This window comes from Streptosporangium amethystogenes, assembly GCF_000721075.1.
Classification (GTDB): domain Bacteria; phylum Actinomycetota; class Actinomycetes; order Streptosporangiales; family Streptosporangiaceae; genus Streptosporangium; species Streptosporangium amethystogenes.
Genome location: NZ_JOEQ01000008.1, coordinates 181,073 through 193,626, shown reverse-complemented (window position 1 = coordinate 193,626; position 12,554 = coordinate 181,073). Strand labels below are relative to the sequence as shown.

Genomic DNA, 12,554 nt, shown 5'->3' with positions numbered 1-12,554 from the left:
GTCGGCTCTGGGGGAAGGCGCCGATGGCAGCGTGGTGGTGACCCGTTTCCCGCGGTCCGGTCGGCGCGTTCGGCAGGCGGCACGGTGCCACTGGAACGGCCGGCGTCGGCTGGTTCGGGTGGTCATCGCATTGAGGGACTTCGTAGGTCAGTCCGGGGCCGTCACCGGAATCAGAACCCGCGAAGGGAGTCCCCCTACGGCCCGGCGGGCGGCCCACCGTCGATGGGGTTCAGGGCGATGACAGGAATGATCCGCCTTGTCCTGGCCTGGTAGTCGGCCCATCCGGGATCCGACTCCACCGCACGGGCGAAGAGGCGGTCCCGTTCCTCGCCTTCCAGGACGACCGCCTGCGCCTGGTAGGTGAAGATCCCGTCCTCCACGGTAACGCGCGGGTCGGCGAGGAGGTTGTGGTACCAGGCCGGATGGTTCGGTGCGCCCCTGGCGGAGGCGGTGATCAGCTTGCGTGCGCCGTCCGGCAGGTAGCCGACCGGGGTGGTACGGCGCGCGCCGGTCCTGGCCCCGGTCGTCGTCAGAAGGAGTAACCGGCCTCCTTCGAAGGGGCCGCCGACCCGGCCGGCGTTGGCACGAAACTCTTCGATGATCCGCTGATTGAAGTCGCTGGACATGCTCTGCCTACTCCAGGCGTGGGTGAAGCGCGGTGGGGATGAACGGGAAGTACGAAGCCACCGCACGCCGGGTCGGTCGCGGGCATGGAGCCTCGATGGGTGCCCGGGGCAGTAGGCCGCCGGATTCGAGAAGAGCTCACATGCGAAGGCGGTGCTCAGCACCGCCGAATGCGGGAACGGCGCGCGGGCTCGATGCGGTCAGGCGCAGCCTGTGAAGTGAGAAGTCACGACATCATCCCTTGTTCCGGCGCCTCCATGCCACCGCCGTCCTCCCGGCCGGCGACACGCGACGTGGATCATTACAAGCTCTCACCGTGAACGTTGTCAAGGCGTGGATTCGAGGTCCGGCGTGGCATACTCGGCGGCATGCCGCGCCCTTTCCAGCAGGTCGACGTCTTCACCACCACTCCATACCGGGGTAATCCGGTCGCCGTCGTGCTCGACGCGAGAGGACTGACCACCGAGGAGATGTCGGAGTTCGCGCGCTGGACGAACCTGTCGGAGACCACCTTCGTGCTGCCGCCGAGCGCGCCCGGCGCGGACTACCGGGTGCGGATCTTCACACCGGTCTCGGAGCTGCCCTTCGCCGGGCACCCGACGCTGGGTACCTGCCACGCCTGGCTGGCGGCGGGCGGGATGCCGGGCGAGGCCGACGTGATCGTCCAGGAGTGCGGGGTGGGGCTGGTGCCGGTGCGCCGGACCGGAGACGGGCTGGCCTTCGCCGCGCCGCCGCTGCTCCGTTCGGGACCGGTCGAGGAACCGGTGGTGGAGCGCGTCGCGCGGATGCTGGGCATCGGCCGCGCCGAGATCCTGGACGCCGAGTGGGCGGACAACGGGCCCGGCTGGGTGGCCGTCCTGCTGGCGAGCGCGGACGAGGTGCTCGCGCTGCGGCCAGGGCTCGTGGACCTCGACGTGGGCGTGGTCGGCCCGTACCCCGAGGGGTCGCCGGAGGCGTTCGAGGTGCGGGCGTTCTTCCCCAAGGACGGCGCCACGGTCGAGGACCCGGTGACCGGGAGCCTGAACGCCTCGCTCGCGCAGTGGCTGCTCCGCACCGGCCGCGCCGAGGCGCCGTATGTGGCGAGTCAGGGGACGGTCCTCGGCCGCGCCGGGCGCGCCCACGTCTCCCGGGACGCCGACGGGACGATCTGGGTCGGTGGCGGCACGATCACCTGCGTCACGGGCGAGGTCGATTTCTAGACGTACCCGATCGCCTGCGAAGGCGCTCGCCGTACCGTTCCGGCGGGTGAGAACCACGGGATCGTCTGTCCGCCTCTCGGTGGTCGCTCAGCCGAAGTACTCCGCCACGATCCTGGTGTGCAGCGGGAACGCCAGTTCCCTCGGCCCGTCGATCAGCAGCCACTCCGTCGTCTCGGTCGTGGGTGTGACCGGCGGAAGGGCGGCCGAAAGGGTCCTCGGCCCCAGAGCGAAGATCAGTACGGTGCCGTCGGGGGCGCTGAGCACGTCGAGGAGGCGCACCTCGTCCGCGTCGACGACGATCCCCGTCTCCTCCCGGAGCTCCCGGACGGCTGCCTGTTGCCAGGACTCGCCCATGTCGACGTAGCCGCCGGGCAGGGCGAGCCCACCCCGGTGCGGTTCGACGTCACGGCGGATCACCAGCAGGCCGTCGTCGACCGGCAGCACCATCACCGCCACCGGAAGCGGGTTGAGGTAGGAGGTGTTCCGGCAGCCGGCACAGGTGCGCGGCCAGGACTGGCCGGGGGCGAAGGCCGCACCGCAGAAGGAACAGTGCGAGTTCCTGATCGTCACGATCGTGAGACTAGACCAGAATCGAGATCCTGACCTCGCCACCCGGTACGGAATGCCGCTTCCGCGCCCCGGGACCTCGCGTTCCCGGACCACGCCGTCAGGGAACGCGAGTCCCTATACGGCGCGGGCGACGGCGATCGTCGACCGGCTCCGCTGGCCGGCCTCGTAGAACATGTACTCCACGCCGCCGTCGGTGCCGAAGGAGGGCGCGGCGCTGCGGCCGTTGTCGGGAGCCCCGGCCAGGGGCCGGTGGAAGACGCCGAGATGGACCTCCCGGTCGAACGAGTTGCCCACCTCGGTGATGAACATGTTCCCGCTGTTGCCGTGGTAGACGACGTACGCCGTGCCGTTGCGCTTGACGAGGGTGGGCCCGGAGACGTCGCTCTGTCCGTCGGGGCCGGGCGAGACCAGCGGGGTCGGGTCGAACTGCCAGTTCTTGCCGGTGGACGACCAGGCCCAGAAGATCTTTCGGGTGCCGTTGGTGACACCCATGAAGATCATGACGTACTTGTTGCCGAGTCCGGGGACCGCGTGCTCGAAGACCCGCGCGTAGGACGTCTCCGTCGCCCCGGGGATGACTCCGGTGTGCAGCACCCTGCCGTGGTAGGTGAAGTGCACGCCGTCGGTGGACCAGGCCATCCGGGTGGTGGTGTTCTCGCCGTGGAAGTACAGGTAGAACTGCCGGTTGTCGGGGTTCCAGATGATGTGCGGCGAGGAGACGTGGCTGACCGAGTAGTGCGGTGACCAGTTGTTGGAGATGATCGGATTGTTCGGATACTCGGTGAACCGGCCGCCGAGCGAGTTGCCGTAGGCCAGGCAGATGCCGCCGGGCGCGTCGTGCGGGGCGTAGTAGAGGTAGTAGCGGGCAAGCGGGCTGGCGATCTTGTCGTACATGCCCCGGACGCAGGGGAAGATCAGCTCGTTGGTCGGGTTGTAGCGCAGGCTCGCCTTGGCGAACGGCGTGCCGATGTACTGGTAGGTGGGGAAACCGGCGGGTCCCGCCAGGGTGGCCGCGGACGTGTCCACGATCGACGCCGTGGCCGCCTGGGGCAGGGCGAGGCCGAGGCCGCCGGCCACACCGGCGCCGACCGCCGTGCGCAGCAGCCCGCGGCGGTCCAGGAGAGGTTCGGTCATCAACGATCCCTTCGCGACAACTTTCACTGTGAGTGATGGTGAGCAAATCTCTCTGATCGCAAAGGTTCGGCCAGAAGCGCTCGCACGTCAAGGCGCTAATACGAATTATCACGGGTGATATTTCCTTGGCACGGCCCCGGCTTCGTGCTCTTGACAGGAGGGGGCGGTCACTTGCAAAATGACGGCCCAACCTCGCTAATGCGCATTATCACCAGATGGGAAGCTACGGATCGTGACTGCTCCCGGTCGCCGACTCACCCAGCAGGACATCGCCCGCATCGCGGGGGTGAGCCAGACCACCGTGTCGCTGGTCCTTAACAACAGGACCGACGCCGAGGTACGCATCGCCCCGGAGACGCGTGAGCGGGTGCTGAGGGTGATCAGGGAGACCGGGTACGTCGCCGACCCGATCGCACGGAGACTCGCCGAGCGGCGCAACCGCATCCTGGGCGTCTTCACCTACGAGGCGGTCTTCCCGACCGCGAGCGCCGACTTCTACCACCCCTTCCTGCTCGGCATCGAGGAGTGCGCCGAGGAGATGGGCTGCGACCTGCTGCTGTTCACCAGCGCCAGAGCCGCGGGGGAGCGGCGCCGGATCTTCAACGAGGACAGCCGGGTACGGCTGGCCGACGGCTGCGTCCTCCTCGGGCGCACGGTCGACCGCGACGACCTGGCCCGGCTGCTGACGGAGGGCATACCTTTCGTCTCCATCGGCCGTCGCGACGACGCCGGTGCGCCGGTGCCGTACGTGGGCGCCGACTACCCGCCCGCGGTGCGCGCCCTGGTCGACCGGGCGGCGGGACTCGGCCATCGGCGGCTGGCCTACGTCGGCGCGGGAGCGGGCGCCGAGTCACCCGCCGACCGCATGCGCGGCTTCCGCGAGGCCGTGGCCGCGGTCGGAGCCGAGGGGGTGCATGTCCAGGTCACCGGCAGGACCCCCGGGGAACTGCTGGAGGAGCTGTCGGCGGCCCGGGTGACCGCGGCCTTCGTCGAGGAACCCGCCGACGCCGTGGCGATCACGCACGCGGCGCGCGAACGGGGTCTGGCGATCCCCGGGGACCTGTCGATCCTCGCGCTGGGCGCCCCGACCAGGCCCGTCCATGTCGATGTCGATCTCACCGGGTTCCGCATCCCGCGCCGCGAGATGGGGCGCAGGGCCGTCGAGCTGCTGGCGGAGCTGCTGGAGAGCGGTGGGGAGACACCGCAGGAACTGCTGGCCTGCGAGCTGGTCGAGGGATCCACGTTCGCACCGATTCCAAGCTGATCGAAGAACGATGGGAGAGAGCCCCGACGTGGTTGAGATATCGGCGGACGCGGTGGTCGTCGGCGGAGGGCTGGGCGGCGTCGCCGCCGCCCTGGCGCTGTTGCGAGCCGGGCGCACAGTGATCCTGACCGAGGAGTACGACTGGCTCGGCGGGCAGCTGACCAGCCAGGCGGTGCCGCCCGACGAGCACTCCTGGGTGGAGAGGTTCGGCGTGACGGCCTCCTATCGGGCGCTGCGCGAGGGTATCCGCCGCTACTACCGCGACCACTATCCGCTGACCGAGCGGTCGCGGGCCTGGCGGGAGCTGAATCCCGGAGCCGGACACGTGAGCCGGCTCTGTCACGAGCCGCGCGTCGCGGTCGCGGTGATCGAGGCCATGCTCGCGCCGTACCGGGGCTCGGGGCGGCTGCGCGTTCTGCAGCCGTATCGGCCGGTCGGCGCGGAGGTCGACGGCGACCGGGTGCGGGCGGTCCGTCTGGAGCACCGGGACGGGGGCGGAGAGGTCACCGTCGTCGCGCCGTACGTGTTGGACGCCACCGAGACGGGCGAACTGCTGCCGCTGACCGGTACCGAGTACGTGACGGGGTTCGAGTCGCAGGGCGACACCGGCGAGCCGAGCGCGCCCGCCGAGGCCCAGCCGACGAACATGCAGGCGGTCTCGGTCTGCTTCGCGATCGACCATGTCGACGGCGACCACACCATCGACAGACCCGGATCCTATGAGTTCTGGCGAGGCTACCAACCCGACTTCTGGGGTGACCGGCTGCTGTCCTGGCGATGCCCGCACCCCAGAACCCTGGAGATCGTGGAACGCTCCTTCACCCCCAACCCCGACGACGACCCGCTGCTCGTCGAGGCCGACCAGCGGCTCAATCCCGGCGACGCGAACCTGTGGACCTTCCGCAGGATCGCCGCGCGGCGTAACTTCACCGACGGCGCCTACGCCAGCGACATCACCCTGGTCAACTGGCCGATGATCGACTACCTGGAGGGCCCGGTCATCGACGTGCCGGACGCCGGCAGGCACCTGGCCGCGGCCCGCGAGCTCTCCCGCTCGGTGCTGTACTGGTTGCAGACCGAGGCGCCGCGCCCCGACGGAGGGACCGGGTTTCCCGGCCTGCGCCTGCGGGGCGACGTCACCGGCGGTGGCGACGACGGCCTGGCCCAGGCACCCTACATCCGCGAGTCGCGCCGCGTCCGTGCCCTGTACACCGTGGCCGAGCAGGACCTGTCGCTCGCGGTGCGCGGAGACAAGGGCGCGGTGAGCTACGCCGACTCGGTCGGCGTGGGGATGTACCGCATCGACCTGCACCCCTCCACCGGGGGCGACAACTACATAGACGTGGCCAGCTCGCCGTTCGAGATCCCCCTCGGCGCGCTCGTCCCGCAGCGGATGACCAACCTGCTGCCTGCCTCCAAGAACATCGGCACCACACACATCACCAACGGGGCCTACCGGCTGCACCCGGTGGAGTGGAACGTCGGCGAGGCCGCCGGCGCCCTCGCCGCCTTCTGTCTGGACAACGCCACCACCCCGCACGCCGTACGCGGTGACGAGGGCCTGCTCGCCGCCTTCCAGCACCGGCTCACCCGCGACGGCGTCGAGCTGCGCTGGCCGCAGGTGACCGGTTACTGACCGCGCACCCACCACGACCGTCGGGGGATTCCCAGCAAGGAGATCGGACCATGAGACCATTCGGAAAGCCCGCGGCCGTCGCGCTGGCGGCGCTGCTCACCCTGACGGCGTGCGGCGGGGCGAACGAGGCCACTCGCGCGGCGAAGGGCCCGCAACCGCTGCGCATGACGATCTGGACCTCGAACGAGGCACATCTGAAGCTGTTCAACGAGATCGCCGCCGAATACCGGAAGACCCACCCCGACATCGGCGAGATCACGTTCGACCCCATCCCCTTCGAGAACTACACCACCACCCTGACCACCCAGATCGCCGGCGGCAACGCCCCCGACCTGGCCTGGATCCTGGAGAACTCGGCGCCCGACTTCGTCTCCTCAGGCGCGCTGGCGCCGCTCGACGACACGCTGCGCAAGGCCGAGGGCTACGGTTTCGACGACCTCACCCCCTCGGCGGTCAAGCTCTGGCAGGCCGAGGGCAAGCTGTACGCCTACCCGTTCTCCACCTCGCCGTTCGGGGTGTTCGTCAACACCGACCTGCTCAAGAAGGCGGGTCAGAAGACCCCCGCTGAGATGATCAAGGCGGGTACGTGGACCTGGGAGAAGGTGGTGGCCCAGAACGCCGCGGTCGCCTCCGGCACCGGCAAGGCAGGTATGGTCGTCCGCGACTTCGACTACAAGAGCTGGGACAACCTCGCCTCGGTATGGGGCGGCTGGGGCGCCCAGGCCTGGAGCGAGGACGGCAGGACCTGCGGGTTCGACAGTCCCGAGATGGTCGAGGCGATGACGTTCCTGCACAGGGCGGTCTTCACGGACAAGGCGTTCCCCGGTCCGGGCACCACGGCGGACTTCTTCGCGGGCGACGCGGCGATGACCATCACCCAGATCTCCCGCGCCTCGCTCCTGCAGGACGCGAAGTTCGGCTGGGACCTCGTCCCGCTGCCCGCGGGTCCCAAGGGTGAGTACTCGGTGATCGGCCAGGCGGGCCTGGGCGTCTTCAAGAAGTCCGCGAACGCCGCGGCGGCCGTCGACTTCCTGGCCTTCTTCACCAACCCCGCCAACTCCGCCAGGCTCGCCGCCTACTTCCCGCCGCCCCGGGCCTCCCAGCTCACCGCGGACACCCTGGCCAAGAGCAACCCGCTGCTCAAGCCCGAGCAGCTCCAGCAGGTCGTGATCGGCGGCATCGAGAAGGGCGTGGTCAAGCCCAGCCACACCGGCCAGGCGGAACTCGCGCAGACCGTGCGGGCCGCGCTCGACCCGCTCTGGCAGCCCGGCGCCGACGTCAAGGCGGTGCTGGGCGGGGTGTGCGCCAGGATCCAGCCGATGCTGGGTACGTGACGTGGCCGTTTCACACCCGAGGTCCGCGGTGACCGGCCGGGCCGACGTCCGGCCGGTCACCAGGGGGAACGCCACCGGGCGCACCGGGGGCACGGGGAGCGGCCGGCCCCTCTGGACCGTGCGCCGCCGCGACAACCTGGTCGGATACCTGCTCATCACCCCGCAACTCCTGGGCAGCGTGCTGTTCGTGCTCCTGCCGCTCGGGCTCGTGCTCTGGTACAGCCTGCACGAGTGGAACGTGCTGGCCGGCACCTTCGAGTTCGTCGGCACGGAGAACTACGACCGGCTGCTCGCCGACGCCAACCTGCGCGAGGTGCTGGCCGGCACCGCGGTGTTCTCGGCCGGCCTGGTCGTCTTCAATCTCGCCCTGGCCCTGCTTCTGGCGATCCTGCTCAACCAGCGGCTGCGCGGGACCACGTTCTTCCGTACGGTCTTCTTCTCACCCGTGGTGGTCTCACTGGTCGCCTGGACGATCGTGTGGCAGTTCCTGCTGCAGGACGACGGCGGCGTCAACGGCCTGCTCGGCGCCGCCGGAGTCGACGGTCCGAACTGGCTGCGCGGCGAGGGCACGGCGATGTCGGCGGTGATCGTCGTTCAGGTCCTCAAGAACGTCGGACTCAACATGGTGCTCTTCCTGGCAGCCCTTCAGGGCGTGCCGGCCCAGCTCTACGAGGCCGCCGCGCTGGACGGCGCCGGGGCGTGGACCCGCTTCAGACGGATCACCGTCCCCCTGATCAGCCCGACCATCCTGCTCACCTCGATCATCACCGTGGTGGGGTCGCTGCAGGTGTTCGCGCAGATCGCGGTGCTCACCCAGGGCGGTCCCGGCATGTCGACGACGGTCCTCGTCTACTACCTGTACCAGCAGGCGTTCCAGTTCCATCACTTCGGATACGGCGCGACGCTGTCGGTCCTGCTGTTCGCGATCGTGGCACTGCTCACCGTCGTGCAGTGGCGGATGCGCAGGAAGTGGGTCATCGATGAGACATGAGACGCCGACGCGGCTGAAGACGCTCCTGTACGGCCTGCTGTGCCTGCTGTGCGTGCCGTTCGTCTTCCCGACCTGGTGGATGGTCACCTCGTCGTTCAAACCGGTCGGTGAGATCTTCGCCTTCCCGCCGAGGCTGCTTCCCGCGGACTGGGACGTCTCGGCCTACGGGCAGGTCTTCCGGCTGCAGCCCTTCGCGGGCCAGTATCTCAACAGTCTCTACATCGCCCTGGTCGTCACGGCGGGGACGATGGCGGTGGCGGCGATGGCCGGGTACGCCTTCGCACGCATCCGCTTCCCCGGCCAGAACGTCCTCTTCGTCGTCGTGCTGCTCGGGCTGCTCATCCCGAGCGAGGTCACGATCGTCCCGCTGTTCCAGATGTTTCACAGGCTGGGGCTCACCGACACCCACTGGCCGCTGATCCTGGTGCCGGTCCTCGGCGCGCCCAGCGTGCTGGCCACCTTCATCATGAGGCAGTTCTTCATCAGCCTCCCCGGCGAGTTGGAGGAGGCCGCCCGTGTCGACGGGCTCGGCAGGTTCGGCACCTTCTACCGGGTCGCGCTGCCGCTGGCCCGTCCGGCGCTCGGCGCTGTCGCGATCTTCACCTTCCTGCACAGCTGGAACCTCTATCTCGAACCCATCGTGTACCTCTCCTCGCCCGAGAGGTTCACCCTCCCGCAGGCACTGACCCAGTTCGTCGACGCCTACGGCGGGCCGATGTGGAACGTCCAGCTCGCCGCCGCCTCGATGACCGCGCTACCGGTGCTGGTGGTGTTCGTGCTCGCGCAGCGGCAGTTCATCGAGGGCCTGGCCCACACCGGCCTGAAGGGCTGAGCTCGACACGCTCGCGGGTCGGCAGCCGGTGAGGATCGACGTCCTTCCCTGCCTGAAGGCCGGGGCATCCTCCGGTCACTCGGTGACGGTACGGGCGCCTGGCCGTCGCATGGCGAATCCACGGTCCTTACCGGCCGGCGGGACCTGTGCCGGGATCGTCCCGGACGAGGCGGCCTCCCACCAGCACCGCCCGGACGGGCTCCGGGTCGGCGGGCGCGTCGGCGAGGCGAGTGCGCAGGACGACGAGGTCCGCGGGTGTGCCGCGACGGACGCGCCGGGCCGGACCGCCCGGCTCTTCGGGCGGGGCGAGATAGGCGCCGAGGGCCTGGGAGAAGGTGAGCCGCTCGCCCGGACCGGCGACCCGCCCGGATGGGGTGTGCCGCCGGGTCGCCGCGCCGATGACGGCCCAGGGATCGAGCGGGCCGTAGGGGGCGTCGCTGGACAGCGCGACGGGTACGCCCGTCCGGAGGAAGGTGGCACAGCGGTACAGGTCCCGGTGGTCCCGGGTGGGGAGGTCCCGCAGGAAGTCGTCACCCCGGTGCGCGAGGAAGCCGGGCTGGGTGACGACGCGCAGGCCGAGACGGGCCATCTCCGGGGCGAGCTCGGCCGGTACGAGCGCGGCGTGCTCGACCCGGTCGCCGGGCAGGGAACCGGCGTCGTCCAGCGCGACCAGCAGCAGGACCAGCGCCTCGCGGGTGACGCAGTGCACGGCGACCGCGCGCCCGGCGGTGTGCGCGGCCCGGATCCGGCCGGTGAGCTCGTCGAGTGTGGGCAGCCCGGAATCGGCGATCACGATCTTGTACGGTCCGACGGCCGGGCACGGTGCCCCCACCGGGTCATCGTGCCCGGCCGAGGTGTCCAGCGGGGCGCCGAGCAGGTGGACGCGCTGGGGCAGCGCCCCGCTCCGCATGGCCTCGGTGATCGCCGCGACGGCGCCGGCGTCGAGATCGGGGGTGGCGTCGGTGACGGCGGTGATGCCGAAGCGGGTGAGAGCGGCGCCCACCGGGGCGAGATCGGGCGGTCCGGCGGGCGGCAGCCGGGAGCGCAGCCAGCCGTCGGCGCGCCAGAGCCGTCCGGTGGGAGAGCCACGGTCGTCCCGCTCGACGCCGGGGTGGTCGGCCCCGGCCAGGCCGGTCACGGTCATGGCCGCGGTGTTGAGGGTCCACAGCGCGCCGCTTCGATGCTGGACGCGGACCGGGCGGTCGGGACGGAGGCGGTCCAGCGCGGCGGCGTCGAGGTCGCCGGCGACCGTCTCCGCGTATCCGACACCACGGATCCACCCGTGCTCGTCGGGGACGGCCGCGGCCAGCGCGGCGGCCAGCGCGGCGGGCCCGGTCACCTCGGGAGGGCCGCAGCGCACCGAGGTGCCCCAGGCGGCGAGCGCATGCAGGTGCAGATGGTGGTCGCAGAGCCCGGGCAGCAGCGCGCCGCCCCGGCAGTCGTACCAGGCCTCTCCCGGCCGGCGGCCGAGGGCGGTGCCCACCTCGACGACGTGGCCGTCCTCGACGCGGACGTCGACCCCGGTGCGCCCGTCGAGCTCGGCGTCGCGCAGCAGCAGACCGGTCACCGGGACACGACGCCCAGCTCACGCAGCACCTCGGCGGTGTGCTCCCCGCTCCGGGGCGCCCTTCCGGACGCCACCCGCCGCAGCGGGACGGCGACGTCGACCGGGCCAGAGGGGGCGTCGACGACCCAGCCGCCGTTCCGCGACCGGGCGGCCGGGCCCGGAGGCGTTGCCACGGCGGGATCCAGCGTGGCGGCGACCACGTCGGACATGGAGACGTCCCACAGCGCGCCCGTGCCGTCCGGCGCCGCCGTCGCGGCGAGGACGGCGGCGGTCAGGCCGGTGAGCGGGTCGGCGATCGCGTCGCCGCAGAACAGCGGGGTCCCGTCGGCGTCATGGGCGACCAGGCCGCTCGCCGCGGCGACGTCGTCACCGAATCCGACCCGGTCGCTCCCACGCCCGTACGCGGTGATCGAGATCCAGACGGTGCCGGCGGCGACCGCGGCCTCGGCGTCGAGCCCGAAACCGGCCAGCGCGCGGGGCCTGGACGCCTCGATGACGATGTCGGCGGCGTCGACCAGGGCGGCCATGGCATGCCGTCCGGAGGGGGTGCGGGGGTCGAGCACGACCGAGCGGTGCCCGGCGTGCAGCAGCCGGTAGAACGCGGCGTTCCCGCCCCGGGCGCCGTCCGGCCGCCACGGGGTCTCCACCTTGACGACCCGGGCGCCGGCCAGGCCGAGCAGGTGGGCGCAGAGCGGGCCCGCCCACAGCGCGCTGAAGTCCACGACCAGCAGACCCTCCGGCGGTCGGGGCCTCACCGGCGCGGATGGGGTGAGCGGGGTGGGCGGAACGGCCCGGTGCCGGACCGGGCCTGCGGCGACGCCGAGGAGCGCCGCCCGCTCGGCGAGCTCGGCACCGGTGTGCTCGCGCAGCCAGCCGGCGACCGCCGGCCACGGGTCGTCGCCCACTTCCGCGCAGACCAGCGCTCCCAGTAACGCCGGGTCATCGGGGCGGGCGCAGGAGACCGCCGCCCAGCCGTCGGCGGTGCGCAGCAGCCGGCACGCGCCTCCGGCCGACACGGCCCCACCTCGCCGGTGGCCGGTGAAGGCGGCACGCTCCGACAGCAACCGGGCACCGTCCACCAGCACCCCGGTGAACTCGGCGAAACGGTCGGCCAGCTCCCGCGCCACGGTGGCGGCACGACCCGGTGGCACCAGCGGAGGGCCGCTCTCGCGGCCGGTCAGCGTGACGACGCCACTGCGCGCCCAGTCGGCCGACGGGTCGGGGGGCATCACACCCTCTGATCGGACAAGTAGGCTGTGGCAGGCATAAAACGACAATACACTTCCAGGCTATAAAAGATCATATTTTGTCCGCACGGGTCTGCTGGAAGGCTCCGCTGGCGGGCCCGCGGCGTGGTTCCGGTGCCGGCCCAGCGGACGGCCCGCGGGCACGCCACCGCCCGA

11 protein-coding genes are annotated in these 12,554 nt (G+C 71.1%); 6 read left to right on the top strand and 5 right to left on the bottom strand.

Going from position 1 to position 12,554, the window contains the following annotated elements:
* Positions 1-194: 194 nt before the first annotated feature.
* Positions 195-626, bottom strand: a complete 432-nt coding sequence (locus tag IG98_RS0114765; protein WP_030911618.1) for a nitroreductase family deazaflavin-dependent oxidoreductase — start codon at positions 624-626, stop codon at positions 195-197.
* 366 nt (positions 627-992) lie between these two features.
* Between IG98_RS0114765 and IG98_RS0114760 the strand changes: the two genes are divergently transcribed.
* Positions 993-1,823 carry a PhzF family phenazine biosynthesis protein gene (locus IG98_RS0114760; protein WP_030911616.1) on the top strand — a complete coding sequence of 277 codons (831 nt, stop codon included), beginning with the start codon at positions 993-995 and terminating at the stop codon, positions 1,821-1,823.
* A gap of 87 nt (positions 1,824-1,910) precedes the next feature.
* Here IG98_RS0114760 and IG98_RS0114755 read toward each other — a convergent pair whose 3' ends face one another.
* Complete coding sequence (locus IG98_RS0114755) at positions 1,911-2,393, bottom strand: NUDIX domain-containing protein (RefSeq protein WP_084195356.1); 483 nt, start codon at positions 2,391-2,393, stop codon at positions 1,911-1,913.
* Between the two features lie 114 nt (positions 2,394-2,507).
* Entirely contained in the window at positions 2,508-3,527 is a 1,020-nt protein-coding gene (locus IG98_RS0114750) for a glycoside hydrolase family protein (protein WP_030911609.1), read from the bottom strand.
* Between the two features lie 232 nt (positions 3,528-3,759).
* Here IG98_RS0114750 and IG98_RS0114745 point away from each other — a divergent pair, with 232 nt between their 5' ends.
* From IG98_RS0114745 to IG98_RS0114725, 5 genes are read left to right on the top strand one after another with little or no spacing between them, the layout of a single operon-like run.
* On the top strand, positions 3,760-4,791 hold the full coding sequence (locus IG98_RS0114745) for a LacI family DNA-binding transcriptional regulator (protein WP_030911606.1): 1,032 nt from the start codon (positions 3,760-3,762) through the stop codon (positions 4,789-4,791).
* Between the two features lie 28 nt (positions 4,792-4,819).
* The gene (locus IG98_RS0114740) at positions 4,820-6,427 is read left to right on the top strand and encodes an FAD-dependent oxidoreductase (RefSeq protein WP_245651559.1); all 1,608 of its coding nucleotides are present in this window, start codon (positions 4,820-4,822) and stop codon (positions 6,425-6,427) included.
* Between the two features lie 50 nt (positions 6,428-6,477).
* Positions 6,478-7,761 carry an ABC transporter substrate-binding protein gene (locus IG98_RS0114735; RefSeq protein ID WP_030911600.1) on the top strand — a complete coding sequence of 428 codons (1,284 nt, stop codon included), beginning with the start codon at positions 6,478-6,480 and terminating at the stop codon, positions 7,759-7,761.
* 1 nt (position 7,762) lies between these two features.
* Positions 7,763-8,752, top strand: a complete 990-nt coding sequence (locus IG98_RS0114730; RefSeq protein ID WP_211263983.1) for a carbohydrate ABC transporter permease — start codon at positions 7,763-7,765, stop codon at positions 8,750-8,752.
* Positions 8,742-9,584: a carbohydrate ABC transporter permease gene (locus tag IG98_RS0114725; protein WP_030911595.1), complete on the top strand. Its 843-nt coding sequence runs from the start codon at positions 8,742-8,744 to the stop codon at positions 9,582-9,584. Before IG98_RS0114730 ends, IG98_RS0114725 begins: the two co-directional genes overlap by 11 nt.
* A gap of 127 nt (positions 9,585-9,711) precedes the next feature.
* Here the strand turns inward: IG98_RS0114725 and IG98_RS0114720 are convergent, their stop codons facing one another.
* Complete coding sequence (locus tag IG98_RS0114720) at positions 9,712-11,151, bottom strand: amidohydrolase family protein (protein WP_051752090.1); 1,440 nt, start codon at positions 11,149-11,151, stop codon at positions 9,712-9,714.
* Complete coding sequence (locus IG98_RS0114715; protein ID WP_030911588.1) at positions 11,148-12,380, bottom strand: CoA transferase; 1,233 nt, start codon at positions 12,378-12,380, stop codon at positions 11,148-11,150. The genes IG98_RS0114720 and IG98_RS0114715 overlap by 4 nt, the downstream gene beginning before the upstream one ends.
* Positions 12,381-12,554 lie beyond the last annotated feature (174 nt).

What these genes read in the sequence shown, in the direction of transcription:
- IG98_RS0114765 (WP_030911618.1), bottom strand. Translation starts at nt 626, where the DNA reads ATGTCCAGCGACTTCAATCAGCGGATCATCGAAGAGTTTCGTGCCAAC.
- IG98_RS0114725 (WP_030911595.1), top strand. Translation starts at nt 8,742, where the DNA reads ATGAGACATGAGACGCCGACGCGGCTGAAGACGCTCCTGTACGGCCTG.
- IG98_RS0114750 (WP_030911609.1), bottom strand. Translation starts at nt 3,527, where the DNA reads ATGACCGAACCTCTCCTGGACCGCCGCGGGCTGCTGCGCACGGCGGTC.
- IG98_RS0114715 (WP_030911588.1), bottom strand. Translation starts at nt 12,380, where the DNA reads ATGCCCCCCGACCCGTCGGCCGACTGGGCGCGCAGTGGCGTCGTCACG.
- IG98_RS0114735 (WP_030911600.1), top strand. Translation starts at nt 6,478, where the DNA reads ATGAGACCATTCGGAAAGCCCGCGGCCGTCGCGCTGGCGGCGCTGCTC.
- IG98_RS0114760 (WP_030911616.1), top strand. Translation starts at nt 993, where the DNA reads ATGCCGCGCCCTTTCCAGCAGGTCGACGTCTTCACCACCACTCCATAC.